The organism is Psychroserpens sp. NJDZ02 (assembly GCF_004843725.1).
In the GTDB taxonomy this organism is placed as follows: Bacteria; Bacteroidota; Bacteroidia; order Flavobacteriales; family Flavobacteriaceae; genus Olleya.
In genome coordinates this window covers 160,651-185,753 of the sequence record NZ_CP039451.1, presented here as the reverse complement: position 1 = coordinate 185,753, position 25,103 = coordinate 160,651, and the positions used below count along the sequence as shown (strand labels likewise).

General features: G+C 30.9%; 27 protein-coding genes and 1 pseudogene. 6 read left to right on the top strand and 22 right to left on the bottom strand.

The window, feature by feature from the left end:
- The first annotated feature begins 17 nt into the window (after positions 1-17).
- Both E9099_RS00900 and E9099_RS00895 read left to right on the top strand, forming a co-directional pair.
- Positions 18-350 carry a hypothetical protein gene (locus E9099_RS00900; RefSeq protein ID WP_136581872.1) on the top strand — a complete coding sequence of 111 codons (333 nt, stop codon included), beginning with the start codon at positions 18-20 and terminating at the stop codon, positions 348-350.
- Positions 351-497: 147 nt separating this feature from the next.
- Positions 498-692 (top strand): hypothetical protein, encoded by a 195-nt coding sequence (locus E9099_RS00895; protein WP_136581871.1) that lies wholly within the window; start codon positions 498-500, stop codon positions 690-692.
- 493 nt (positions 693-1,185) lie between these two features.
- Here E9099_RS00895 and E9099_RS00890 read toward each other — a convergent pair whose 3' ends face one another.
- From E9099_RS00890 to E9099_RS00840, 11 genes are all read right to left on the bottom strand, one after another.
- A complete protein-coding gene (locus E9099_RS00890; protein WP_136581870.1) occupies positions 1,186-2,283 on the bottom strand; it encodes a WG repeat-containing protein in 1,098 nt (365 codons plus the stop codon).
- A gap of 147 nt (positions 2,284-2,430) precedes the next feature.
- Complete coding sequence (locus tag E9099_RS00885) at positions 2,431-2,763, bottom strand: TfoX/Sxy family protein (protein ID WP_136581869.1); 333 nt, start codon at positions 2,761-2,763, stop codon at positions 2,431-2,433.
- Between the two features lie 42 nt (positions 2,764-2,805).
- Positions 2,806-3,369: a YdcF family protein gene (locus E9099_RS00880; protein WP_136581868.1), complete on the bottom strand. Its 564-nt coding sequence runs from the start codon at positions 3,367-3,369 to the stop codon at positions 2,806-2,808.
- A 483-nt stretch (positions 3,370-3,852) separates the two neighbouring features.
- A complete protein-coding gene (locus tag E9099_RS00875; RefSeq protein ID WP_136581867.1) occupies positions 3,853-4,839 on the bottom strand; it encodes a hypothetical protein in 987 nt (328 codons plus the stop codon).
- 139 nt (positions 4,840-4,978) lie between these two features.
- Positions 4,979-5,203 (bottom strand): hypothetical protein, encoded by a 225-nt coding sequence (locus E9099_RS00870; RefSeq protein ID WP_136581866.1) that lies wholly within the window; start codon positions 5,201-5,203, stop codon positions 4,979-4,981.
- Between the two features lie 229 nt (positions 5,204-5,432).
- Positions 5,433-6,005, bottom strand: a complete 573-nt coding sequence (locus E9099_RS00865; protein WP_136581865.1) for a Crp/Fnr family transcriptional regulator — start codon at positions 6,003-6,005, stop codon at positions 5,433-5,435.
- A 272-nt stretch (positions 6,006-6,277) separates the two neighbouring features.
- Positions 6,278-7,045 (bottom strand): T9SS type A sorting domain-containing protein, encoded by a 768-nt coding sequence (locus E9099_RS00860; protein ID WP_136581864.1) that lies wholly within the window; start codon positions 7,043-7,045, stop codon positions 6,278-6,280.
- Between the two features lie 539 nt (positions 7,046-7,584).
- The gene (locus E9099_RS00855) at positions 7,585-8,556 is read right to left on the bottom strand and encodes a hypothetical protein (protein ID WP_136581863.1); all 972 of its coding nucleotides are present in this window, start codon (positions 8,554-8,556) and stop codon (positions 7,585-7,587) included.
- 11 nt (positions 8,557-8,567) lie between these two features.
- Complete coding sequence (locus E9099_RS00850; protein WP_136581862.1) at positions 8,568-9,116, bottom strand: hypothetical protein; 549 nt, start codon at positions 9,114-9,116, stop codon at positions 8,568-8,570.
- Between the two features lie 221 nt (positions 9,117-9,337).
- Positions 9,338-10,012, bottom strand: a complete 675-nt coding sequence (locus tag E9099_RS00845; protein WP_136581861.1) for a hypothetical protein — start codon at positions 10,010-10,012, stop codon at positions 9,338-9,340.
- Between the two features lie 440 nt (positions 10,013-10,452).
- Entirely contained in the window at positions 10,453-11,439 is a 987-nt protein-coding gene (locus E9099_RS00840) for a hypothetical protein (protein ID WP_136581860.1), read from the bottom strand.
- Positions 11,440-11,632: 193 nt separating this feature from the next.
- Between E9099_RS00840 and E9099_RS00835 the strand changes: the two genes are divergently transcribed.
- Positions 11,633-13,156: a GH3 auxin-responsive promoter family protein gene (locus E9099_RS00835; RefSeq protein WP_136581859.1), complete on the top strand. Its 1,524-nt coding sequence runs from the start codon at positions 11,633-11,635 to the stop codon at positions 13,154-13,156.
- On the opposite strand, the gene E9099_RS00830 is transcribed toward E9099_RS00835, so the two are convergent.
- The 11 genes and pseudogenes from E9099_RS00830 to E9099_RS00785 all read right to left on the bottom strand — a co-directional run bounded on the left by E9099_RS00830 (position 13,153) and on the right by E9099_RS00785 (position 20,593).
- Positions 13,153-13,758 carry a hypothetical protein gene (locus E9099_RS00830; RefSeq protein ID WP_240788928.1) on the bottom strand — a complete coding sequence of 202 codons (606 nt, stop codon included), beginning with the start codon at positions 13,756-13,758 and terminating at the stop codon, positions 13,153-13,155. The genes E9099_RS00835 and E9099_RS00830 overlap by 4 nt on opposite strands.
- Before the next feature lie 123 nt (positions 13,759-13,881).
- Positions 13,882-14,730 (bottom strand): annotated as a pseudogene (locus tag E9099_RS00825) (alpha/beta fold hydrolase).
- Positions 14,731-14,910: 180 nt separating this feature from the next.
- The gene (locus E9099_RS19720) at positions 14,911-15,084 is read right to left on the bottom strand and encodes a hypothetical protein (RefSeq protein WP_410523978.1); all 174 of its coding nucleotides are present in this window, start codon (positions 15,082-15,084) and stop codon (positions 14,911-14,913) included.
- Between the two features lie 23 nt (positions 15,085-15,107).
- Complete coding sequence (locus tag E9099_RS00820; RefSeq protein ID WP_240788927.1) at positions 15,108-15,890, bottom strand: alpha/beta fold hydrolase; 783 nt, start codon at positions 15,888-15,890, stop codon at positions 15,108-15,110.
- A gap of 84 nt (positions 15,891-15,974) precedes the next feature.
- On the bottom strand, positions 15,975-16,721 hold the full coding sequence (locus E9099_RS00815; RefSeq protein ID WP_136581858.1) for an SDR family NAD(P)-dependent oxidoreductase: 747 nt from the start codon (positions 16,719-16,721) through the stop codon (positions 15,975-15,977).
- Between the two features lie 65 nt (positions 16,722-16,786).
- Positions 16,787-17,350, bottom strand: a complete 564-nt coding sequence (locus E9099_RS00810) for a TetR/AcrR family transcriptional regulator (protein ID WP_136581857.1) — start codon at positions 17,348-17,350, stop codon at positions 16,787-16,789.
- A gap of 214 nt (positions 17,351-17,564) precedes the next feature.
- Positions 17,565-18,215 (bottom strand): peroxiredoxin-like family protein, encoded by a 651-nt coding sequence (locus E9099_RS00805; RefSeq protein WP_136581856.1) that lies wholly within the window; start codon positions 18,213-18,215, stop codon positions 17,565-17,567.
- Between the two features lie 110 nt (positions 18,216-18,325).
- The gene (locus tag E9099_RS00800) at positions 18,326-19,033 is read right to left on the bottom strand and encodes a hypothetical protein (RefSeq protein WP_136581855.1); all 708 of its coding nucleotides are present in this window, start codon (positions 19,031-19,033) and stop codon (positions 18,326-18,328) included.
- Between the two features lie 242 nt (positions 19,034-19,275).
- Complete coding sequence (locus tag E9099_RS00795) at positions 19,276-19,710, bottom strand: UPF0158 family protein (protein ID WP_136581854.1); 435 nt, start codon at positions 19,708-19,710, stop codon at positions 19,276-19,278.
- A gap of 191 nt (positions 19,711-19,901) precedes the next feature.
- The gene (locus E9099_RS00790; protein WP_136581853.1) at positions 19,902-20,138 is read right to left on the bottom strand and encodes a hypothetical protein; all 237 of its coding nucleotides are present in this window, start codon (positions 20,136-20,138) and stop codon (positions 19,902-19,904) included.
- Positions 20,139-20,140: 2 nt separating this feature from the next.
- The gene (locus tag E9099_RS00785) at positions 20,141-20,593 is read right to left on the bottom strand and encodes an SRPBCC family protein (RefSeq protein ID WP_136581852.1); all 453 of its coding nucleotides are present in this window, start codon (positions 20,591-20,593) and stop codon (positions 20,141-20,143) included.
- A gap of 302 nt (positions 20,594-20,895) precedes the next feature.
- On the opposite strand from E9099_RS00785, the gene E9099_RS00780 reads away from it, so the two are divergent.
- From E9099_RS00780 to E9099_RS00770, 3 genes are read left to right on the top strand one after another with little or no spacing between them, the layout of a single operon-like run.
- Positions 20,896-22,836 (top strand): peptidylprolyl isomerase, encoded by a 1,941-nt coding sequence (locus E9099_RS00780; protein ID WP_136581851.1) that lies wholly within the window; start codon positions 20,896-20,898, stop codon positions 22,834-22,836.
- A 1-nt stretch (position 22,837) separates the two neighbouring features.
- Positions 22,838-23,689 carry a peptidyl-prolyl cis-trans isomerase gene (locus tag E9099_RS00775; RefSeq protein ID WP_136581850.1) on the top strand — a complete coding sequence of 284 codons (852 nt, stop codon included), beginning with the start codon at positions 22,838-22,840 and terminating at the stop codon, positions 23,687-23,689.
- The gene (locus tag E9099_RS00770) at positions 23,673-25,103 is read left to right on the top strand and encodes a peptidylprolyl isomerase (protein WP_317130636.1); all 1,431 of its coding nucleotides are present in this window, start codon (positions 23,673-23,675) and stop codon (positions 25,101-25,103) included. Before E9099_RS00775 ends, E9099_RS00770 begins: the two co-directional genes overlap by 17 nt.

The window sequence follows — 25,103 nt, the reverse complement described above, 5'->3', positions numbered from 1 at the left end:
ATGAATTATCAAAACTTTTGACAAATTATTCTAAGGCTAGTACTATTAATAAATACCTCAAAATTAGTGCAGTGGTTTTTGCAATACTAGTTTTAATTTATAATATTTTTGTAACGGGAACAGGTTATAGCTTTATTCCTCATAAAACTATTGTGTTTTCAATTGGTGGGATAATTATAGTTATTGTTTTGTCTTTTGGCATTTATGCTACCATATTAAATTTGAAAATCATAAAAAAACTAAAAAAAGTATGTGATATTAATAATATAAGCCCTCATATATTAGAAGCAGAATTCAATAGTCTTGCTATAAAATTACATAGAGGAATAGGTCTCCAAATAACAAAATAATGTTTTCAGAAAAATTTCACCAGAATTTAAGTATACTAAGTTTCATTTTTAGTCAGCGAAAATTCAGTAAACTGACAAACCATAGTTGAATAACGAAGTCCGCAAAACTAAAAAAAAATTGTATTCCAATAATATCTAACAATAAATATGAAAAGAAACGATTTTGAATATCACTCAAATATTGATAAAATAGATGGATTTGTATATCATACTTTTAAAATTACGGAAAGTATCTTAATCGTTATATCAAAGTTTGATGGTGAAGAGTGGAAAATTGCAAACAAATTAATTGATTCTAATTTAGCAAAAACGTTAGGGGAAATAATAGATAATGAAAAATAATTACTGCCGACAAAGATAACCGTTGCACAACCCCTTAAAAAAGAACAAAAACAGCTTAAAATCTTTGATTTTAAGCTGTTTTTAATTTTAATACGCGATACTTTCTTTAAAATGTAAGTGGCTTAAAAGATAGTATTTGAACGCTTATTAGGTGTTTTTTTTTGCTTTTAATAAAAGCAAGTAGTCCCGCTATACTTTCTGGCCGGTTTTTCACATATTTTAAATGCTTTTTAAGAGTATAGGCTTTTGCGGATCGGTGCATACACTTATTAGCTTGTTTAATTCCAAGGGTATTCATTTTTACTTCACGCTAGCTTTTTTTTAATAAAACGCCATGGGATTACTTAAAATAAGAATAGTATAAAAATTAGGGGTAATGCTATGGCATAATATTGGACAATCTATCGTCCTCAAAATAACTTTCAGAATGTAATGAGCTTTCGATGGTAGCATTATGATCGGGATCAAGCAAAAACTTGAGGTCTTTTTTTAGTTATTTCATTTTATGATCTCTAATATCTAAACTAATAAGCTTATATCCGTTATCTGTTCTTAAAAATTGATAAGTGTTTTGTGTAAAATCAGTATCGTTTTTGTGATTAATTATTACGGACATTGTTGGATATATCCAATCTTTAGATTCGCCACAATTATTATAATATTTTTTAAACGCTTCACACTCGTACATAAATGGATTAAGTCCATCAGTTGAGATAAAATAATCGGTTTTTGGATTTAAAATTTCTAATAATCCATTTTTCAAGGTTGTAAAATTATCGGTTATAACTTTGTTTTTACTTGTCTTTTTCCAACCATTTTTGGATTGCCAAGTTATTATATTATAGGAAGCGGAAATTAATTTTTCAACAGTTAAGTCCTCAAGTAATTCCGTTGTTAGCCATTGTTTAAATTCTTTTTCGAAGACCACAAATGAGTAATAACCACCTTTTTTTGCGACAAAGGATTGTCTTATCGCATCTGAATGAATGTCTTTAGTTTTTTTAATACTAAAAAAGTTTAAAGCTTTATCATATTTAAAATTTTCAACAAGGATATTATGCTCTATATCCATTAAAAGGTCTTGTCCACCTTGCCAACTGTAATGATTACAACCTGATTGATTATGTTTGTCCCAATATTTTTTTTCTGCGCCTTTCAGTACCCAAATTAATCCATTATGTGTTCTTGAAAGGGCATTATAAATGGCAGGAATTACAATGGTTCCATTTTTGTCAAACATTCCGACCTGATCCGTTTTTTCATCTCGGAACCTTATAAATCCTTCACTTTCGCAATCCGCACTATTATCAATAATATGTAGACTATCATAACCTATTTTTTTACCTGCTTTAGTTAAATAATAAGTGTCATAGTTACCATTGTTTTCTTCCATTACAGCTATAATCTTGTCAAAGCTTCTGGCTACCGTGAATCCCATAAACTGTGGTTGAATCATTATTTTACCTTCTGGGCTTTTAAACCCCATTAAGTTAGTTTCTTCATTCCAAAAAGAAGTCCATAACTCATGGTTTTGAGCCAAAGTTAATTGGCTAAATAGAAGTAGGCAATAGATTGTGATAATAGATTTCATTTTAATAACAGCTAGATTTAAGAGGATATAATATGGTTTTAATGCTTTGTATCAGTAAGTATAATATAATCGAAGTTAGTCCTTTATTTTAAAAGTCAAGTCTGGATTGTTTGCTTGTGTTGCATCATAACAGCGTAATATATAATTTTAAGCACTGTATTGTTTGGTATTAAAATCTAGACATTTTTGGATCCAAAATTCTAAATCGTCTTCGGTATCATAGCCTTCTGGTTGGATAAATAGGTAGCCTTTGATTGGTTTTCCTCCTTGAATCATTTTATTAGCTCCATTTTTATTTAATAATTCGTTTATTTCTGCTGTACCAACTTTAAGCATTAATCCGCCTTTATAGGTGGCAAAGCACATTTTTTTATTAACCATAAAACAATGTCCACCAAACATTTTTTTATCAATCCATTGTGTTTTTTTACTAGTTAATATATTTGTTATTCGTTCTAGTAAGTATTGATCTGTAGCCATTTTTTATAATATCAAGTATTTGTAACGGGCGTATATTTTTTATTAATAATAAACTAAGTACTTATAAAATCCGAAAAATTCTCGAACAACAGCGTATAGATCTCTTGATTCAAAATAGTCGCAATGCACGCCTGTTACATTGGTAATTCCAACTTGTTTAAAGGCTAGCTTACAACGGGTAATATGAAAGTATTGACTGACAATGGTAACAGACGTTTCCGAAGGGTAATCTTTTACAAAATTAAGAGCGGTATGTCTTGTATTAATACCATTATCATCGATTGTAATTAATTTTTCAGGAACCCCTTTGGATACTAAGTAATCTGCCATAACTGTGCCTTCATAAAACCCTTCTTTACCTAGTCCGCCACTAACATAAAGTTTGCTGACTTGGGCGTCCGAATATAATTGATAGCCTCGATCTAAACGTGCTTTAAGTTTCTTAGATAAACTACCGTCTAAATTAACTTTAGATCCCAGTATAACCGCGATCTTAGTTTTTGTATTATCATCATCATCAATTAATCCATCAGTTATGATTACAATCTCATGTATAATAAATATCAGACTAACTAAGATTAATAATTTTTTTAGGGTTGGTTTCATTTGTGTTATAATGCGTGTTGTTTTTATTTAGGGTTTAAATTGTTGTATAAGTTGTATCTACAAAAATTGGATGTGCCAAAGTAATAGATTTTTTTGAAAAGGTTAGTATATATTTGGATGGAAAAAAAGCGTTAGTACTTTTATTGTAAACGGATTGAAAGGTCTTTAATATATTGTTTTTAGTCGTCTGGATGGTTTAAATTGATTGACACTTCTCAGCGTTATAACCTTTGGTAGGTTTTTATATAGGATACTTGTTGATTGTAGTATAAAGGAACTTAGTATAAAATAAAACGAAACAACAAAGGTGGGCATAATTATTTTGCTTAGAATAATTATAAATTTAATTGAAAGAAGAAACAGTACGATGTAGATATAATCTATTGTTTCTAGTCTTAGGAGTGTTCTTGAAAAAAATATTCCTTTCATTTTAATGAAAGGAATATAATATAAGGGTATTAGCAAAAACCAAAGGTTAAGCTTTTATTGGTTTAAATATACTATTTCGTGTAAACCATTGGTATGGTACGTTTTTGTTTCACCATTTTTAGTTACAATCAATTCTTCTTTAGCTATATATCTGTAAGCATCTTCACTTTTTGCTACTTCAGCTTTTTCAATCATTACAATTTTTTCAAGTTTAATATTTGCTATAAAACTAAAATCTCCTTTTGCCCCCTTTAGTGTAAAGTCTTTAGCAAAGGTGTATCCCATTGTTTTTTCTGTCATAGTAGCATTTATAACACCTACTATTTTACTTATGTTAGGTTCTTCATAGATATCTAGAGGTGACATATATATAGACGTTTCGTCAGTAATTAATGCCCCGGTTACTGCTATATCTCCGTTTAGACCTATCATCATTGAATAATCAACGGAGATGTCTGGCGTGTGGATTTTCCCCCAATACCAATTTTTAAATGCTCCTGCTAAACTTTTTTCACCCCAATTATGATCATGATATCCAATACCTTTAACTTTAATGGCTTGGCCACCTTTATATAATTCTCCTTCTATTGGTCCAGACGGAACAGCCACTGTCCATCCCATTGGAACAGGATAGCCTTCTGTTGTAAAGGGATGATTCTTTTTATTTAATTTCAGTTTAGCACCGTAGCCATCAATCATGGTATACAATTCGTAATGATCGCCACAATCTTTACAGTACTCTTGTCCAAATGTAGCATCACACTTTTCGTAACTAGTCGTGACGTCAGCTTCTGTGTATTCTTTTATCTTTCTAATTTCTAGCTCTCCTTTTGGATATATATTTAAACGAACGGAGGGTTGTCTTGGGTTTAACCTAGTATCGTTAAGAGAATACATGACTACAAAATGATCTCCGTTGTCAAAATGTGCATCAAAGTACCACCAATCAAAATGTGCTTCTCTGTCGGTTACAGGAAATTTGATGTGTGTAGCATCTGCTTTAGTGTAATTAATCTCTTTTTTATTTTCTATAGTTGCCATAAGTTGATATTTTAAATATTATTTTATTGAATAGGTGATCTAATAGGTTAATAGATAATCTTGTTGTGTAAAGTCTTAACTATTATTAAAAAGGTGTTTGTTATTAGCCTTGATTGGGTTTGCCCAAACACATTAATTTCTATACTGCTTTAGGGCTAGTATCGTTATTAGTTAATAGATCCTTTTTGTACACTCTTTTGGTACCGTCAGTCTTATTAATAGATAGTGTAACATAGGGTTGCGAAGGCTTATCAATGTTTGTCATTGCTTTGGTATGACATGCAATTACAGCAGTACTGCCGTTCTCTAAATGTGCGTCAAAATACCACCACTGATAGGTTTCTTTTTCTCCCGAAGTGCGCATACCATCTTCCCAAACTTCAGTAATATTACCTTCCTTAAATTGTACTTGGTATAGTTAGTACTATTTTGTAATAATTTTTTTGATGAATTCTGAGCAAATAAGCTGTATCCACTAAAAAGAAGTATAGCAGTAACTAAACACTTTTTTGTAAGTTGTTTCATAATTTGTAATTTTATAAAACAAAGGTATAGCGATGCTTGAAGAAAGGTCTTAAAGTAGTTTAAGAAAACTAGAGGTCGTGTTTAATATTACTCATCCATACCTCGGAAATGCCAAGAAAACTTGCAATATCTTTAGACGGTATCGTTTTACTTATTTCGGGATGCTCATCTAAAAGGTATGTGTAAAATTTTTTAGGTGAATAGGTTAATAGTTTAGATCTTAATTGATTTTCAGAGATTAAACTCTGTATAATCATATGATTGGAGAATTTATTAAAACTATTATTTTCTGAAGCAATTTTATCTAGGTCAGACTTGTAATAAGATAATACGGTAGCATTACTTATGGCTTGTATTTTATTTTCACTTTCTAAATTAAAGAAATAAGCTTTAGCTTCGGTCATATGCGGATGAAAAGAATTTAGATTGAAGCTTATTGTTTTTTCAATTTGTTTCTCTTCATTCCAAGCTTTAGTGACAAAACCACCTTTTAGGATGTAATATATTTTATTGGTTTTCTCTCCGTAATCTAAAAGAACAGTTTTATTTTTAATCTTTTCTATAGTAGAAATATTTAGTAACTGATCAATTAGATCATTTGTTAAACCATGTTCTTTAGCTATTTTAATTAAATTTTCCAATGGAATTTTCTGTGATATTAAGGTTAACAGTGCTATAGTCGACAGCAGGGTTTAATTGATATAGACTCATTTTAATAAGTTGTACCTATAAAAATAATATTTACTAAATTAATAGTTTTTTTATAAAAATGAAGGCTGTAATTTTGATTGCTCAATTTTGTTGTAAAAGTATAAATAAAAAAAGCACAACTTTAGGTTGTGCTTTTCTAATTTCAGGTTTCAATAAAACAAGTAATTATAGGTCTGTTTCTTGTTTTATCAATACTGTTTTTTTATTCTTTTATAAACTTTAATGTGTTTCCGTTATCTAATTTTAAGAAATAGAGCCCTTTAGAGAATGCTTTAATATCAATTTCCTCGTTTTTAGACACTTTTCCTTTTGAAATTTCTTTTCCAATAGCATTATAAATTGTGTACGGTTCTAAAGTGTTTATTCCAGAAATTTTAATTTGGTTTTGTGATGGGTTTGGATAGATATTTATTTTGTTTTTTACATCACTAAATGCTGCTGTAGATAATGTTGCTTTATTAACAATAGAGACATTATCAATTAATGCTTTTGCACTAGCATCACCTCTGGTATATATCCAAGCTTGCACATTTTCTGTATCTGTAGCGGTAAATTCAAATTCTCCTTTTTTCCATTCTGTTGCAGATAAATCTGTGAATTCATTATCTGATAAACTTACTGGAAAGACACTTTGTGTTTGCATCAAATTAAATTCAATTTTGGTAATATTATCGGACACTTTTTTATAGTAAAAAGAACAAACATACGTAGTTCCACTTGTAAATTGAATATCAGGAGTAAATATATATATAAATGTTCTGTCAGAATCAATTTCTAATTCTAAGCTTGAGGTACCATTTTGAGCGTCCGAACTTTTATTCCAATATCCATTTAGAAACCTGCTCCAATCGTCAGGGTTATCGTCAAACGAATCCCAATTTTCCATATCCGCATTAGGAACGAGATTGATTTGACCTATTAAATTAAAGGTTGTAATAAATAGTAATAATGTAAGTAATTTTGTTTTCATAAATTAGGTTGTTTTAATGGGTTATTTTACTAATATTCAAATTTAAAAGATTTTTTTGACAAATTAAAATTTGTTTTTTTGAAATATAGTACGAAGTTATTTTTAGTTCTTGAACAGGTTTGAATAAAAAAAGCATAACAATTAAGTTGCTCTTTTTTTTTATTATAGCTCAAATCGTAAAATGTTAATGATTTTTGACAATACTCTAGATGATCATAATTTTCCTTTTTCACTATAGTTTTCACTACTACCTTTGACATACCATTCAATTCCAGAAACTCCAAATTTTAAAATTCCTATATTAAAAACAGAATCAAAAGAGATTTTATCGGTGCTAAAAGGATTTTTTTTAGAGGTTAAGTAATAAAAAGATTAATCATTAATTTCATCATTTAAAATAGGTAAGAAGTGAGATTGTATTTTAATTAAATGGGGATCTTAAACCTACTTGTTTTTGTCCAAGTGATTCAAACTTTCGAAGTAAAATATTATTAATCCAGCCATTAAAGCTTGTTAGGTGAATTGTATAGGGTATAATACTATTTTATCTCAGTTTTGAAATATTTGAAGGTCTTAATCCATTTCTTATTTTTGTACACTTTATGGCTAGCTTTAACAACACAAGTATAAGCTTGACTCCATCTAATAGCTTCCACTTGCCAATCTGTTGCATGATAGCTTTTATATTCAGATAAATAGTTATTGGCATCTAATTTTGCTGAGGCATTTACTTTTATTAAGCTTATAAAGGATTCATTTGCGCTATACATAAGGTTATAGTAATAAATCAAATAGTCATTGTTGGGCGAGGGGATAGGTTGCTGTACTTCGCCATCACCAATAGATATTAGGGTGTATTGGTGATTAGTAACACGATCAATCAAAATAAATTGTCCAAAACCAAGACCTCCAGAAGTAAAATTAGTTGTGATAGCATAAAACTGAAATGCAGGATAATAGCCTATAAATTCGGAACCACTCCAACCACCATTGGCACCATAATCCTTATAAAATTTAAATTGGTGTGTTTCCTTATTTGTTTTAATAAAGAAGTGGGTGTCATCTTTTTCTATTTTGGTTAATTTAGAAGGGGCGATACTATCGGTTTTGTTAAATTCAACTTCAGTTATTGCTGTAAATTTTAAACTTGGTAGTTTTTCAAACGTATCAATATGACCTATATCCTTATAAGGATTTTTCCATTTAATATAGGCATCAAAAATATAGCCATACTGTTTACTGGAGTGTATGCTTGGTAATTGCTTTAACTCGATTTTAATCCATTCGCCTGAAACTTTAGTGTCACCATCTTTAACTGTTTCTACTATGTCTGTACTACTATTAATTTTTAATTCAAATTCAAAAGGAAGCACACCTAGTTTTTTAGCATTAGACTCAGGAGCGACTCTTATATTTAAACCATTTTTAGCTGTTACTATATAGGTGTCTTGACCATAAGTTGTAAATGTAAATAGTAAGGTGATCAGTAATATTGTTTTAGTTACTTGCATTGTTTTTTATTTTATCTTTTTGACAACGTTTCGTAAATCATAATTAACTTGTCTATTCCTTCTTTGTTTACCGAATTACCAAAAAAATGAATTTTTTGGTTCCAGCTTTGATTGTACTTATTGTCTATTACAGCTTCTAAGGAATAGTCCTCGTTACAATTATATGTGGTCCATTGGTTTTTTTTGTCAAAAACGTTTCCTTCGATATAATCAATGTTACAACTATCGTTAGTCATCTCAAATGTGTTTGGATGATTACCAATATATAAACCACCATAATAATTTGTAGTACTAATGGTGTCGTTATGGACAACATAAAATATATTGAAATCTGGACCTTGTTGGGGTTTTATGATATAGTCTTTTGGTAGTGAAATATAAAAATCAGTATGTTCTAGTGGGCTAGGGATTAAGTCTTTTTTAAATGTCTCAATAGCATTCAGTCTTAAGGAATCTTGAATAGCCTCTTGCTCAAGAATAGATTTATTTTTGTCTTTACAAGATAAAACACTAATTAAAAGGAGTGCGGTTAATAAGTATTTATACACGGTTTTTGTCATGATATTTGGTTTTTTTGATTAATAATGACAGATATATCGGATTAAATGAAATAGCTAATGCTATGATTGTTACGCCTAGTAAGAAGTCGTCTTAGATTTAAAAATATGTAGCACTATGATGCAGAGCAATAAGCGATACTGTTGCATTGTGTTAAAATAGAAAAACACAACTTTAGGTTGTGCTTTTCTTAGGTCTAATACACTATAATCAAGAGTTAGTCTTAATTATTAGTGATTTTTGTCAATACTCTAGACGATCGTAGTTTTCCTTTTTTGCTATAATTTTCGCTTTTTATTATTCCAATACCTTTGACATACCATTCTATTCCAGAGCCTCTAAATTTGATGATGCCTATATTAAAGATATAGTCAAAAGAGACTTTGTATCCATCAAAAGTACCTGCTTTTGTAGTCAATGACTCGTTTGCAAGTATCTTTCTGTTGAGTATATTCATGGTGGCAATGGAAGCCGAACTATTTTCGTCACCAATAGCTAAATCTATAGTTCCATCTTTTAAAACAGTACCAACCTCCATGTTATCTGGAAATTCTAAAAAGTCTCCTGTGGCCTTTACCTTAAAATTGTTGCTATTATCATTGTTTTGTAAGGTTGTGTAATTTGACATATCGACATAAAAATCACCATTAATACATTTTAAGATGTATTCTTTAGGCGTTTTGTCTTCTATAGATTTTATATAAATAGTCAGGTTGCCGTCTTCATTTGATACGGTTTCTATGGTGTGACTTTCCACAGACTTTTCTTTACCTTTCTTGTTATAGTTTGTGTATTCTAGAATCATACCTTCTTTATAAGGCGATGTGTCTTCACATGTTTGAGAATAGGACAGGCTAGATAGTAATAATACTGTTAGAATTGTTAATATTTTTTTCATAATAGTGAGGGTGAACGAATTAATGAAAGTTAAAACTGCTTATGAGGTGTTAACGCAATTCAAATTTAAAGTTTTAATTTTAAAAACACAGAAAATTAAATAATGGTTTAAAGTAGATCCAAAATCGTGTTTTAATGTGTAAAAAAGTATTTGTTACATTTGTCGTAATGAAAAAACTAAATATAGTATCACTGGCGTTATTTTTTATTCTAATTAGTCTACAATCTGCATGTCATATTAATCTTCATCTTTATATAAACGATAAAGTAGCACTGTGCATCTTGTTTTATTATATAGCATTACCGATAATTAATTTACTTAATAAAACAGGACTGCTGTGGTTTTTATTGAGTCTTATTCCTGTAGGTGTTTGTATTTATATCTTTTCTTTAATTTTGACTACCGTGGGTAATGTGTAATGGTCATTTTATGTTTGGTTTTTAGTGTACATCCTGTTTTGCTTCTACAAGCGCTATTTTATCTAAAGTTATTTTTATTGCTCCACTTAAAATAATAAGTAATGGCGGAAATATAGAAACTTGGAAGTTGGAATGAAAAATAGTAGCTACGATATAAATGACAGATAAGCTCATTAAAGTAAATAGTAAGAGTCTAAATTTTTTATAATTAATACTTAAAAATAGACTTACTATTAAGCTTATTAATAGTAGTGTTTTTAAACCATAAACTAGGATCGTATCAATGGATTGTAATGCTGGTCTATAGGATGTGCTATTAGCAGTTTGATATGTGATTTCTCGCGTCATATCAATAGGGGAGTTGAGTAATAAGCAAAAAGCTAATAATAGAAATAGAAATATAGAGGAGCCTTTCCAGTCCTTGCCATCAACAGCAATGACCTTTTTCAAAATTACTTTATGATCATTAGCGCCACGTCTTATCGAATTAATAATTATTTCAGCACTTGATACACTCTCTTTTGAAGCGGTTTTGTATAAGCTATAAATAACAATACCAATAATTCCTGCTAAGGCGGACATAGGCGAATTGGAGCTTATAGAAATAACAATGAACAATACCAATGCTATTAACAAGGTTAGGCGTGTGTTTTTATTTATAAAACCTTTATTGATACTAGCATTGATACCTGTAAACAATAAAGCTAAAATCAAAAAAGGCTTAAAAACCCATTCATTTAATCTGAAAAAATCTCCGGAAGAATCAAATTCGTAGTTAAAACTTCCAAAGGTAGATTTTATACTAAAGCCTATCCATATCGCTAGACCAATCATAAAAAAACCTAATATATTTCCATTCCACTCGGACTTAAACTGGTAGTTGTCAAATTCTTTTATTATTTCAGATTGGTTATACTCTTTTTTTAATAGATTTTGCATGACTTCATACCTGTCTTTTGTAGTGTATTCAAAATGTTTAATATCCTTAATTAGTTGTTCGTTGGGCATGGGTTTAGGTATTTGCTTTTTGATTTTGGGAGATATATTTGTTCCGAAGATATCAGAATTTTCTAATTAAAGCAAGTCGAAACATGACATAAGGTGACTGTTAATATTACTGTAAAGGACCGTTGTGATTATATATTTTTTTTTATTTTCATAGAAATTAGAAAACTAGGCAATTACATTATACATAAGTAACATGGAGATTATAGGAAACGTTATAAAAGGGGCAATTAATTTAAAAGAAGCGTTGACACCAGAAGTAAAACCAATCGAAGCTCAAGAGAAGGTGTTACATAGGTTATTAGATACAGCTAAAGATACGTTGTTTGGTAAGCAGTATAATTTTGAAGCTATTTTAGAGTCAGAAACACCTTCAAAAGCTTTTTCTGAACGTATTCCGTTTTTTGATTATAACCAAATTAATGAGCAATGGTGGTCTAAATTGCATGATGGGATTGAAAACGTAACTTGGCCTGGTAGTCCATCCTATTTTGCATTAAGTTCTGGAACAACAGGGAAAACAAGTAAACGTATCCCTGTAACCGATGCTATGTTAGAGGCTATTAAACAAGCAGGAATAGATCAAGTTACAGCACTTAGTAATTTTAATTTACCTGCCGAGTTTTTTAGTAAAGAAGCTATGATGTTAGGAAGCTCTACCGATTTAATAGAGAAAGATGATCACTTAGAAGGGGAGATTAGCGGAATTACAGCTAGTAATATTCCATCATGGTTTAAAGGGTTTTATAAACCAGGAGAAGACATCGCTAAAATTGACGATTGGGATACACGTGTAACCACAATAGCTAAGCGAGCAAAACAATGGGATATTGGCGCTTTAAGCGGAATTCCGTCATGGATGGAACTCATGCTAAAAGCTGTTATCGATTACCATAAGGTTGAAAATATCCACGACGTTTGGCCTAATTTGCAAGTCTTTACTTCTGGAGGTGTTGCTTTTGGTCCATACGAGAAAAGTTTTAATGCGTTGCTAGGAAAACCCGTAACCGTTATTGATACGTATTTAGCGTCGGAAGGTTTTGTAGCATTCCAAGCCAGACCAGAAACTGATGCTATGCAATTGGTCACTGATGGCGGCATTTATTTTGAATTTGTACCCTTTAAACCTGAATACATTAACCAAGATGGCTCATTAAAAAATGAAGCACCGAGTGTTACTTTAAAGGACGTTGAGCTAGAGCAAGATTACGTGTTAATTATTAGCACCGTAAGTGGTACTTGGCGTTACTTAATTGGTGATACAATTGAGTTTATTAATATTGAAAGAGCAGAAATTAAAATAACGGGACGTACCAAATTCTTTTTAAATACGGTTGGTTCGCAATTATCTGTTAATAAACTGGATGATGCTATTAGACATTTAGAAGATACTTTTAATACTACTATTCCTGAGTATACATTATGTGCCAAGCGTTTTGATGATGGCTTTTATCATAGTTGGTATTTAGGCTCTGAAGGTTTAAAAGAAGACAATGCTGAAATTGTAAAAGCTTTAGATCAATTTTTGAAAAAGGCTAATAAAAACTATAAGGTTGCTAGAGGTAAAGCTTTAGAAGGTGTAAAAGTTGAGGTTATTGATACAGAGGTGTTTTCTGAGTGGAGTGGAGCGAATAAGAAAAAAGGAGGGCAAGTTAAAATGGAACGCGTTATGGGAGAAGATAAATTTAAAGATTGGGAAACGTTTGTCCATAAATACTAAGATTTGGATAGTTTAGCGTCCCTTTGATTTATAATGGCCATGATTTCTTCGGGAGACAAATAATATTTTTTAATTCTTGCGATGTAGGATGGCTCAATATTAGCTTGACTTAATATAAAGGCTTTAGTTTTTAGTATATAATCTTCCATTCCTGATTGTACAGCATAAGTATCTGCAGAGCGTTCTGCAGCTGCAATATGGTTGTCTGACAAAAGATACTTTACACCAAACCACATCAGGTTGAGGTTGCTTCTGTTTTTGTAATCCATAACATGACCTAGTTCGTGACCAATCCAACCAATTAGTACGTCTTTAGGCATATCTTTAGTGTAATACACAGCACCAGAAATCTTTACAGTTTCACTTATAAATATATTATAAGAGCGCTTTCCTTTTCGTTTTAGAAAACTGCCAGCAGTTGGTTGTGCTTGCATCGTCGATTTTTTTATAGTCTTCTTGAATTCAAAATTAATAGGTGTGTCTTTTAATTCAGGGTAATAAGACAGCGCTGTTTTAATTTCATTTGCAATAGATTCGGGTATTGTAGATTGTGGATACAGTGTTTGTGTCATTAATAAGAGTAAAATTAGTTTTAGTGTCATGTTCTACTTAAGATACTAGATATTAAGGTAACACAAAAGCATTTAACTTTTTAGTAATAATTTTTAACAGTTTCAACTAGATAAAAACAAAAAAAGCACAGCATTTAAGTTGTGCTCTTTTTATTATCTGATCTCATTTTTATCTAAAAAACGGAGTATAAGAGTTGCTATTTCTCTAGTTTTTTCTTCAGCTGCAAAATGCCCTGCATCCAATAGATGGAGTTCTGCATTAGGTAAATCTTTGAGGTAAGCTTTCGCTCCGTTAGCATTAAATTTCACATCTTTTTTACCCCAAACAATTAGCGTCTTAGGCTGGTTTTCTTTTAATAGATTTTGCCATTTGGGATAGCTTAATAAATTAGTATAGTAATCTTGAAATAACTGTACCTGAATTTCTCTATCCTTTTTAGTGTTTAGGAAAGACAAATCATGTGTCCATGCATCAGGACTTTGAATGTTGCTGTTCGTGCTATCTAAATCAAATAAATACTGTTTGTTAATTATGGCATCTTCACCTGTTAAGCGGTATAAGAAATCATGTTGTTTTTGAGAAGTATCAGTTTGCGCTGTTTTAAAAAAGTGTTGCCTTTTGGGGGTTAAGCCTTCTAAATAAGCATTGGCATTTTGAACGATTAATGCAGTTATTCTTTTAGGGTTTTTCGTCATCACTCTATAACCAACAGGAGCCCCAAAATCTTGCATGTATAGCACATAATTATCGATTTGTAGCGCATTAATAAGCTTTTCGGTATAATTAGCCAACACATCAAAAGTGTACGTTGTTTTTGTGGGATCCAAGTGTGTACTTTAGCCAGAACCTAAGTTGTCAGGAGCAATGACATGGTAATGCGTAGCTAACATAGGGATTAAGTGTCTATAAGAATGTGATGATGAAGGGTAACCATGTAACAATACTATTGTAGGCTTAGTTTTATCACCTGCTTCTCTATAAAATAGGGTAACACTATCCATTTGTTTGTAATTATAAGTGGTAGGAGGTGGTAAAAAGAACTGGTTTTTAGGGGCTTCATAATTACTGTCGTTTACATTATTACACGACACTAAAGCGCCCGTTAAAAGTAAAATTAGTACTAGCTGTTTCATAGGACACTTATCATTTATAAAATTAAAAGATTAGTATATTAGACGTGTTTATTTATTAAGCTTTCGCATAAAACTTCTAATTTTTTTAATGATGGCGTCTCCTTCTTCTTCTAATGCAAAATGGCCCGTTTCGTAAATATTATAATCAATATTTTGGACGTCCTTTTTAAATGCTTCCGCACCGCTTTCAGGAAAAAAAGCATCATTTTTACCCCAAACAATTAATAATGGAGGTTGATTATCCCTTAAATACTTTTGCCATTTGGATATAATGCCACGTTATTTTGGTAATCATAAAACAAATCTAAATTCACGGCGTGTGCATTTGGTCTGGATAGTCTTAAATAATCTAAATTATAACTGTCCGGATCTACCGTTTGTAGATCTCTAACGCCATGTGTGTATTGCCATTTTAGCCCTTCCAAAGAAAAAGCAGGTAGTAACGCCGCTTCCGTCTGTTTAGTTCTGTTTTCCCAGAGTATTCTAATATCTTTCCATGCGTCGCCTAAACCTGCTTCGTATGCATTTCCATTTTGATTTATGATAGCTGTAATTCTTTCAGGGTGGGAGGTAGCGAGTCTAAAACCAATTGGTGCACCATAATCTTGTATCATTATAGCATAAGAATTAATGTTCTTTTTTTCTAAAAAGGCATTGACTGTTGTTGCTATATTATCGAAAGTGTATTGGTAGGTTTTAGCATCAGGAAAGTCACTATTTCCAAGGCCAGGATAATCAGGAGCTATTAAGTGGAATTGATCTGCTAATTGTTGTAATACTTCTCTATATTGATAAGATGACGCTGGGAAACCATGTAATAATACAATTGTAGGATGTTCTGGATTTCCAGCTTCTCTGTACGCTATATTTACACCATCTATGGCTAAAGTTTTATATTTTAATGTCGAGGTGTTATTTTGACTTAAATCTGTTGTAGCGTTAGTTACGCTATCCTTTTCTGAGGTGTGGTTAACTTTACACGAGTTAAAAAGGACAAGGATACTTAATGTAATTACTATATTTTTCATGTGTTCAATTTTTATGATAATCCATAATAGATAGAAAGCCATAAATAAGGTTTAAATTATTGTATGACTTTCTATTAACTTTTTCTAATTTCTACCTGCCATTACACCTCCATCAGTATCCCAAATTGCACCAGTAACCCAAGCGGCTTTGTCAGATAGTAAAAACAGAATACTATTAGAGACATCTGTTGCTTTTCCAAAACGTCCAATAGGATGGAAACCATTAAAACCAACTAACGCTTTATCGGCTGCTTCTTTGCCTCCAAAAACACCGTGGTAAACAGGTGTGTTTACTAACGCAGGTGACACTGCATTAACACGGATGTTGTCTTCTGCTAGCTCCATTGCTAAATGCTTAGTTAAGGTATGTAAACCTGCTTTTTGCATGGCGTATGCTGTAGACGGTGTTGCTTTTACTGCTTGTTTGGCCCACATAGATCCTACATTAACGATAGCGCCTCCTTGTGTCGCTTTCATTTTTTTAGCCGCACTTTGCGTTATAAAAAAGAAACCTCTATTTAAATCTAAATATGAGTTGTAGTCTTCCATAGTGTGGTCTAAAAATGGTTTAGGTCCAAATATTCCTGAAGCATTTACTAGGTAGTCTAAGTTATCTAATCCATCGATGCTTTCTATTAAGCTTTGTACCGCTGTAGTATCAGAGATATTTATAATATGCTTAATTAAATTTGGAGCATCAGCTATTTTAGCAGTATTTCTACCCACAACATGTACGATTGCGCCACTGGCTAATAATGCATTTGTTGTGGCGTTACCAATACCACTTGTTCCACCAATTACTAAGGCTACTTTGTTTTCAAATTCTTTCATTTTTCTTTATTTATTTAATTATTAATTAAAGACAGACAGGTCTGTCTATTTTGAGTTAAATTTTTTTAGTTCAATATTAAGTTACACAAGTTTTTCGACTCTTTTATAGGCCAATCGGCTTGGTGTAAATGACTTTCGCCTACAGCGCTTTCATATAATAAATAGATTTGTCTAGCTAGAGACTCCGTTTGCGTTTTGTTAGAAGCTTCTAAGTTTGTTTTAATTAGAGAAGTGATTAACTGAATAAACTCGTTTTTTTGAGACTGAATTTCTGTTCTAATACGTTCGTTGTCTTTTGGTATTTCAGCAACTGTTTTGATGCACCAACAACCATTAAAATCTTTGCTCATAAAAAACAAGGTTAGGAAATCGAAAATGGCTAGTATTTGAGCTTTACCTTTAGATTTTGTATTTGCAAAATCTTCAATATCTTGTAAAAAGTTTATGTTTTTAAACTGAAGGTATGCCAAACAAATGTCTTCTTTAGATTTAAAATGATTGTACAATGTGGCTTTTGCAATGCCTGCTTCCGAAATAATTTCATTGATACCCGTTAAGTTATAACCATTCTTATAAAATAAGCTGGAGGCTGTTTCAATGATTCTATGTTTTACTTCAGAATGTTTCATGAGGCAAATATATAACATTTTATTAAAAACAGACAGATCTGTCTGTTTTTAATAAAATGTTAGGTTTTATTTAACTAATACGATTGTGTTACACATTAAGATTGAATGGCCTAAAATCCATTATTAATGATATGTTTTTTTTGTCTTCGTTCCAAATAGATTACATAAACAACGGTATTGTTAGTCATTAGACCAAGCAAAATTAGTCTCTAGGTTATGATAGCTTTTTTAAAGCTTCAATAATCTCATCCGGCTCAGAGCGTGTTCTATAATCCACATTAACATAACTCCATTTAACTAATCCATCTTTACCTAATATAAATGTGGCAGGAATTGGTAGTATGTTACTATTACCATTATTAATTTTTTCTAAATCAAGATTACGATCTACGCGCATGTGTTCCATTAAAAATTCAGGGACTTCCCAAGCAACACCATACTGTGCCGCAACTTTTGCATCTTGGTCTGACAATACAGTAAATTCCATTTGGCTAATTTCACTTTTTGTCATTGATCCATCAGGTACTTGCGGACTGATGGCAACTAATGTTGCACCAAGTGCTTGTATATCGTCTAATCGGGCTTGTAAAGCTCTTAATTGTAAATTACAATACGGGCACCAATCGCCACGGTAAAAACTGATAACTACGGGACCTTTTTCTAATAAATTATGTAATTCTATTAATTTGCTATTAGGGTTTGGTAATTCAAAATTTGGAGCTTTCTTACCAACTTTAATAGCATGCTCGCCTTCTTTAAAAGCTTTTGCTTTTTTTATAATCTCATCCACGCCTTGCATAAACTGAGGCTTAGCCTGTCGTCCTGCTGCAATTTTAGCGTCCGTTTGTTCTTTTAATGTTTTCATTGTTTTCTTTAATTTTTGCTTGATAATAATGTGCTATCTTATTCTTTTTTACTCATATTTTAAATGTAATCTTTTTAATGTCACTAAATTTTTAACTCTTGGTAATTGAATTATTGAATTTTATTAGATAAAGCGATGATTAAGTCTTTTAAGTTTTCATTTTCTAGTTTTTCAGCTTTATAACCAGTGTAATAGCCAGCTTTAAACAGTTTATAAAAATCTAAAACGTCTAAAATTACTTTTACATCTTTTGAGTTATGATTGTTACTTATTTTATCAGGTAATGTAGATATGGTATAGTCCCAAGTCTTTGGTATAAATATATCTTTATTTGAAGTTAATGTAATTCTGTTCTTTGAATAAAGAAATGATGAACGCGTATTTTTTAGTGATTTTTCAAGTTGACTTTGGTTCTTAGCATAGCTGTAAATTATCAATGTGTCCCCTACAATTAAAGGTAAATCAAAAGAACGTGTGCTCATTGACTCACTATTCTCATATCTAATAGGAAAAACAATGAATTGTTGGTGATTTAGATTTAAAAGCCCATCTTTAGTTATCTCAAAGTTAGTTTCTTTCCCATTAATGGATAAACTATGATTTCCTGATTTTAAAAGAATCTTTTCAAAAAAGGCTTTTTGTACTTTATTAACAACAGTGAAACTGTGATCAATTACCACGCTATTGGCATTCAAAAATGCTGAATCAATGATAATTTCATGATTTTTATTTGAGCAATTGTATAAGCAGAAAACTATGGTAGATAAGATTACAAATTTATTGAAAATATTTTTTGACGTATAATGTGGTCTTTTCATATTATTTATTCCAGGATATTGTTTTCAATAATTGTAAAATTTAAGATGATCTGACCTAGTTTTAATTATTTATATCAGGAGTTATATTATTTTCGAAGTTAGGCCATTTTTTATTAAAGTAAAACCTAAAATAAATAAGGAGCAGCTATTTATAAAACAGTATAATAACAGTTGCGCTCTTGAGCAAGCTAAAGCAGCTATTTTTGTAATAATGCTTTAGACTTTATTAGTTACATCAGGATTTATGCGTCTGGATTTTCTAAGTTCAATTGATTTTCTACTATTTTTTCCAACGCACTCTGTTTAAATTCAAACCAACTTTGTCTAAATTCTGATTGGTCAATTTTATGCTTAAAATTTTGAAACGGTTTTTTATTGGTCAACACATTTTCTAATTCCATTTTAAAATCGTCGTCAGCTAGTTGCTCAATAAAGCGCTCCATTATTTTAAACGATTCGAAACTTTCTAAAGGCTCAAATTTCATAAAATCTGATTGCTGTTTTTCTATTTTTTCTATACTCTCACGAAAGGTTTCTTTAAACTCTTCATCGTCAAAAAAATGAGAGAAATTTGGAATTGTTATTATCTCATCAGTATTGGAATTAAAATAACAGTTAAACCCACAATCTAATTCTTGGGCAATTTCTTTCACTATATTTTGATGTACTTTTTTCATTTTACTATTTGGATTTGTAATTCTAGGTATAATCGTTATCCTGCATAGGGTATCATAGAGATATGTTGATATAGAAACAATCCATATGCTAGTAATGTTAATCTTTTAATATTAGGGTTTAGTAGTTAGACGATTACGATTATTAAAAGAACCAAAATAATTCTTTATTTTTCAAGTTAAAATTGCTTAATTTATGGGATGTACACTTGTCCACGGTGTGGTTTTAAGGCATCACGTATGGGTTTCATTTCTGTTTCATTTACAACCATAAAAGCAATGCTATGCATGTCGCTTAATTCTTCTTGGCCAGTAATGTTTAATTCGGTTTTTTCTAACGCAATAAACTCTTTAAGATGTATCACATGGTGTTGTGCTATTTTTAAAGCATCAGGACCTCTAAAATCCCAAATTAATTTAAGTTGTCTCATAATTATTTTATAATTGAAATTTCCTTTTCAGCAAATGTTTTAAAATCGCTTAAATACTTTTTGGATTGTTTTTTAAAAGCTTTTGGCATTAATAACAGCATCATATGCGATCTAAATTTTGTAGGTGCAAATTGGTTAGTACTAATCCATTTTGTGGTGTTGTTATCCAAAGCTTCAAAATAATTTTCTTGAATATTATGCATACCGGAAGTGTCAAAATTAAAATGAAAGGTCTTACCTTTTTGTTTACCTGTAACGGTTTCGGTTAGACTAATCTTTCGTTTACCAAAAGCATAATTTAATTTTATTTTAGAACCAATCTCTCCTATGTCTCCAGAAATATGCTCATAGCTTTCTAAGCCTTCTTGCCAATACTTGATGTTACTGTGGTCTTCTAATAAACTAAAGCAGTATATTAGAGGCCTGTTAATAATGATCTCCGTAGTGTATTTCATGTTATGAGGGATAAAAATCAAAGTTATTAAAGTAATTTTAATAATAAACAACGTTACGATAAAATGTAGGTTTTAGTGGTGAATTGGTGATTTTAGTATAAATAAACGATTACTTAGATTTAAGTTTTCTAAAATTTTAATACTATTATAACATTTAGAACGTGAAAAATGTCTCAAATTAGCGTTTTAAATGCGCCTTATAAATTATAATAAATAGTTTGAACCCTCGTTGTTAAAAGAGCTTGTATTATAGTGTAATATTGCTATTTTTGCCAACATTGCTAATAAAAGTGCTCTTTTTTATGAAAATGAATATTTTACGTGCCACATTACTAGTTTTTTTGTGTTCTTGTTTTTTTGCTAAAGCTCAAGGTAACAGTGTTTTATTTACGGTGGATAATGTTCCCGTTTATACTTCTGAGTTTAAACGTGTTTATAATAAGAATTTAGACTTAGTAAAAGATGATTCGCAAAAGGACATCGATAATTATCTAGATTTATTTGTAAAGTATAAACTTAAAATAGCCGAGGCTAAGACATTACAATTAGATAAAAAGACCTCTTATTTAAGAGAGTTTGATAACTATAAAAATCAACTTTCAAAAAATTACTTAAATGATAATAAAGTTACAGATCGTTTAATAGAAGAAGCCTATAATAGACTTCAGACAGAGGTTGATGCCAATCATATTTTAGTGAAAATAGATCAAAATGCTAGTCCTAAAGATTCTCTTTTAGCATTTAAAGAATTACAGAAATTAAGAACTCGTGCTATATCCGAAGGATTTGAGGCTGTTAAAAAGGATGTTCATAATGGTCGGACATTATTTGCCGAAGAGCTAGGTTACTTTACAGCTTTTAAAATGGTTTATGCGTTTGAAAATGCAGCTTATAATACTAAAGTAGGAGAGTGGTCTGCACCGTTTAGAACTCAGTTTGGGTTTCATGTCGTTTTCGTAAAAGATAAACGTGATAATAGAGGAGACGTGACAGTAGCACATATAATGTTAGAGGATAAGGCGGATCAACAAGATGCAGAGAGTAGAATTAATGAAATTTACAAACGCCTAAAACAGGGTGAAGCTTTTGAAGCTTTAGCTAAGCAGTTTTCAGAAGATAAAAGCTCTAGTAGTAATGGCGGTAAATTAAATACGTTTTCAGCAGGGCAGTTAAGTTCTAAAGTATTCGAAAATCAAGCTTTTGGATTAGAAAGTGTCGGTCAAGTTAGCAAACCATTTAAATCGGAATTCGGGTATCATATTGTTAAGTTATTGGAAAAAAATGGAGTCAAATCGTTTAAAGAATTGGCACCTGAATTAAAGAATAAAATTAAACGTGATTCACGATCCAAGGTTATTAACGATAAACGTTTGGAGGGGTTATATAAAAAGTATAATATAACAACAAAGCATCCGGATTTACAATCGTTTATAGCTATTTTAAATGACGAGTTTTTTAGAAGTAACTGGACAATTCCGGAAGACTTTATAGGAGAAGCATTATTATTAGAAATTGGAAACAAGAAAATTACTGAAAAGGATTTTGCCGATTTTTTATTTAAAAGTCAACGTAGACGTCAAGCTAAAACTGAATTTGAGACTTTAGTAGAAGACAATTATAACGTTTTTGTAGAAAGTAATTTAAAAGCATATCAAGAGGAAAATCTAGAAAATGAAAACGAAGAGTATGCTCAGGTTTTAACAGAGTACCGTGATGGGTTGCTGCTTTTTGATTTAATGGAAACCGAAATTTGGAATGCAGCAAAACAAGATTCAATAGGGTTGGAAGGATATTATGATTTAAATAAAGATAATTATTTTTATGAGGTTAGGGTAGATGCAATTGTTGCGTCTTCGGCAAAGAAAAGTGTAATCAAAACAGTGGCAAAACTTCTGAAAAATAATAAGACTTCGGAAGTTATCAAAACTCAGTTAAATTCTGATTCTAAAATTAATGTTAGTTTTATTACTGATACATTGGACAGTAACCACCAATCATTACCAAAAGAACTTGAGCTGAAAACAGGTGTTTCTAAAATATTTAAACATAATGATGCGTTTAGTGTTGTTAAAATAAAAGCTGTTATTCCTAAGACATTAAAAACTTTTAAGGAAGCTAAAGGACATGTGATCTCTGATTTTCAAGAACAAAAAGAAAAAGATTGGTTATTAGGTTTAGAAAAAAAATACAAGGTAATTATTAATCAAGACGCTTTAAATCAAGTCAAAGAAGAACTAAAATAAATTGAAAAAATCAATATTTATCAGTATTATAGTAAGTGTTTTATGGTCGTGTGACTATTTTAACCCAGTGCCAGAGGAAGAAGCTTTGGCAAGGGTGGAAAACTCTTTTTTATACGCCAAAGATCTTAAAAAGGTGTTGCCAGAAAATTTGACTAAATCGGATAGCGCCATTTTTACTAATAACTTTATTAATAAATGGGCAACCCAACAGTTATTGGTTCAGGGGGCGCAAGTAAACCTATCGGATGACAAAATAGAGAAGTTTGATAGATTAATACAGCAATATAAAAGTGACCTTTATAGTAAAGCATATTTAGAAGCTCTAGTCTCTAAAAATCTGGACACAATAGTTTCTAATGCAGAAGCAACAGGTTATTATGATGCTAATAAGGAGGCTTTTAAATTAAATGAAGATTTAATACAGTTTAGATATGTAAATGTTGATGCTAATCGCTTAGATTTAGAAAAAATTAAAACAAAATTTAAGCGCTTTAATAAAACAGATAGAAAAGACCTTGATTCTGTATCTATTCAATTTAAATCCTATTCTTTAAAAGATTCTGTATGGATTAGAGTAGATCAGGTTATTAGAAAAATAACAGCAGTACATCCGGAAAATAGAAATGAATTGTTAAAAAAATCTAATTTTATACAACTCAAAGATTCATTAGGATTATATTTGATGCAAATAAATGATGTATTATTACGAAACGATACAGCACCACTAGAATACGTAAGACCAACAATTAACCAAATCGTTATTAATAAACGAAAATTGGAATTAATTAAACAATTAGAAAAGGACATTACTAAAGATGCCATTAAAAACGAACAATTTGAAATTTACAATTAAAACTAAAACGTTATCCTCTTTTGCGTTTTTATTACTAGCAATATTTACTGCTTCAGCTCAAGAAGTTATTGACGAAACAGCTCCAGAAATAATCAAAGATACTATAGTCGCTAATGGAGCGACGAAAGTAGACGGTGTCGCTGCTGTAGTTGGAGATTACATTGTGTTGGATAGCGATATTGAAAAAATGATTTTACAATTAAAAGCGCAAGGTGCTTCTTTAGAAGGGGTGACTAATTGTCAACTGTTTGGTAAGCTATTAGAAGATAAATTATATGCGCACCATGCTATACAAGATAGTATTGTGGTTAATGATGCCGAGATTACTTCTTACGTAAACCAACAAGTGGAGCAATTTGTGCAACAATTTAATGGGAACATGGACGAGCTGCTTAAGTTTTATAAAAAAGATAGTGAAGCAAGTTTTAGAGAAGAAATGTTCGAAATTAATAAGAGCAATAAGTTAGCTTCAGAAATGAAGAATAAGATTGTTGATGAAATTGAAGTTACGCCGGAAGAAGTAAGACAGTTTTTTAATAAAATACCAAAAGAAGAAAGACCAAGATTTGGAACAGAACTTAAAGTAGCACAAATAATAATTGAGCCTAAAGTAAGTGATACCGAAAATCAACGTGTAATTGATCAATTAAAAGAATACAAAAGAGAAATAGAAGAAGACGGAAAAAGTTTTAGATCTAGAGCTGCATTTTATTCGGATGATCCAGGATCAAAAAAAGCTGGAGGAAAACTACCTCCAATGAATAGGTCTAACCCTAGAATGGTAAAAGAATTTAGAGATGTCGCTTTTTCTTTGCAAGAAGGGGAGATTTCAGATCCGTTTGCTACTGATTTTGGATATCATATTATATACTTAGAAAAAATTAGAGGTCAAGAATATGATGTAAGTCACATTTTATTAGTTCCAGAAATTTCTGATGAAGAAGTTATGGAGGCTAAAGAAAGAATAGAAAAAATTAAAGAGGACATTAATAAAGGAGATTATACTTTTGCTGAGGCTGCCAAAGAATTTAGCGATGAAGTACAAACAAAATATCAAGGTGGACAATTAATTAATCCGCAAACTCAGGATTACAATTTTGAGTTAACCAAAATGGATCCAGAATTATATGGACAATTGCAAGGGTTAGAAAATAACGCAATCAGTGAAGTATTAACAGATTCGGATAGACAAGGAAACATCAAGTTTAAACTAGTTACTGTTACTGATAGAATAGAAGATCATGATGCAGATTACTCTCGTGATTATTTAAAAATCAAAGAATTAGCTTTAAGTGAAAAGCAATATGAAGCTATAGGTAAATGGCAAAACGAAAAAATAACGGATACTTATATTAAAATAAGCGAATCTCATAGAGATTGCGATTTTAGCAGTAACTGGTTAAAAAATAAATAA

Coding starts and splice junctions, on each gene's coding strand:
- E9099_RS00895 (WP_136581871.1), top strand. CDS start 498: ATGAAAAGAAACGATTTTGAATATCACTCAAATATTGATAAAATAGAT.
- E9099_RS00890 (WP_136581870.1), bottom strand. CDS start 2,283: ATGAAATCTATTATCACAATCTATTGCCTACTTCTATTTAGCCAATTA.
- E9099_RS00885 (WP_136581869.1), bottom strand. CDS start 2,763: ATGGCTACAGATCAATACTTACTAGAACGAATAACAAATATATTAACT.
- E9099_RS00880 (WP_136581868.1), bottom strand. CDS start 3,369: ATGAAACCAACCCTAAAAAAATTATTAATCTTAGTTAGTCTGATATTT.
- E9099_RS00875 (WP_136581867.1), bottom strand. CDS start 4,839: ATGGCAACTATAGAAAATAAAAAAGAGATTAATTACACTAAAGCAGAT.
- E9099_RS00870 (WP_136581866.1), bottom strand. CDS start 5,203: ATGCGCACTTCGGGAGAAAAAGAAACCTATCAGTGGTGGTATTTTGAC.
- E9099_RS00860 (WP_136581864.1), bottom strand. CDS start 7,045: ATGAAAACAAAATTACTTACATTATTACTATTTATTACAACCTTTAAT.
- E9099_RS00855 (WP_136581863.1), bottom strand. CDS start 8,556: ATGCAAGTAACTAAAACAATATTACTGATCACCTTACTATTTACATTT.
- E9099_RS00850 (WP_136581862.1), bottom strand. CDS start 9,116: ATGACAAAAACCGTGTATAAATACTTATTAACCGCACTCCTTTTAATT.
- E9099_RS00845 (WP_136581861.1), bottom strand. CDS start 10,012: ATGAAAAAAATATTAACAATTCTAACAGTATTATTACTATCTAGCCTG.
- E9099_RS00840 (WP_136581860.1), bottom strand. CDS start 11,439: ATGCCCAACGAACAACTAATTAAGGATATTAAACATTTTGAATACACT.
- E9099_RS00835 (WP_136581859.1), top strand. CDS start 11,633: ATGGAGATTATAGGAAACGTTATAAAAGGGGCAATTAATTTAAAAGAA.
- E9099_RS00830 (WP_240788928.1), bottom strand. CDS start 13,758: ATGACACTAAAACTAATTTTACTCTTATTAATGACACAAACACTGTAT.
- E9099_RS00820 (WP_240788927.1), bottom strand. CDS start 15,890: ATGAAAAATATAGTAATTACATTAAGTATCCTTGTCCTTTTTAACTCG.
- E9099_RS00815 (WP_136581858.1), bottom strand. CDS start 16,721: ATGAAAGAATTTGAAAACAAAGTAGCCTTAGTAATTGGTGGAACAAGT.
- E9099_RS00810 (WP_136581857.1), bottom strand. CDS start 17,350: ATGAAACATTCTGAAGTAAAACATAGAATCATTGAAACAGCCTCCAGC.
- E9099_RS00805 (WP_136581856.1), bottom strand. CDS start 18,215: ATGAAAACATTAAAAGAACAAACGGACGCTAAAATTGCAGCAGGACGA.
- E9099_RS00800 (WP_136581855.1), bottom strand. CDS start 19,033: ATGAAAAGACCACATTATACGTCAAAAAATATTTTCAATAAATTTGTA.
- E9099_RS00795 (WP_136581854.1), bottom strand. CDS start 19,710: ATGAAAAAAGTACATCAAAATATAGTGAAAGAAATTGCCCAAGAATTA.
- E9099_RS00790 (WP_136581853.1), bottom strand. CDS start 20,138: ATGAGACAACTTAAATTAATTTGGGATTTTAGAGGTCCTGATGCTTTA.
- E9099_RS00785 (WP_136581852.1), bottom strand. CDS start 20,593: ATGAAATACACTACGGAGATCATTATTAACAGGCCTCTAATATACTGC.
- E9099_RS00780 (WP_136581851.1), top strand. CDS start 20,896: ATGAAAATGAATATTTTACGTGCCACATTACTAGTTTTTTTGTGTTCT.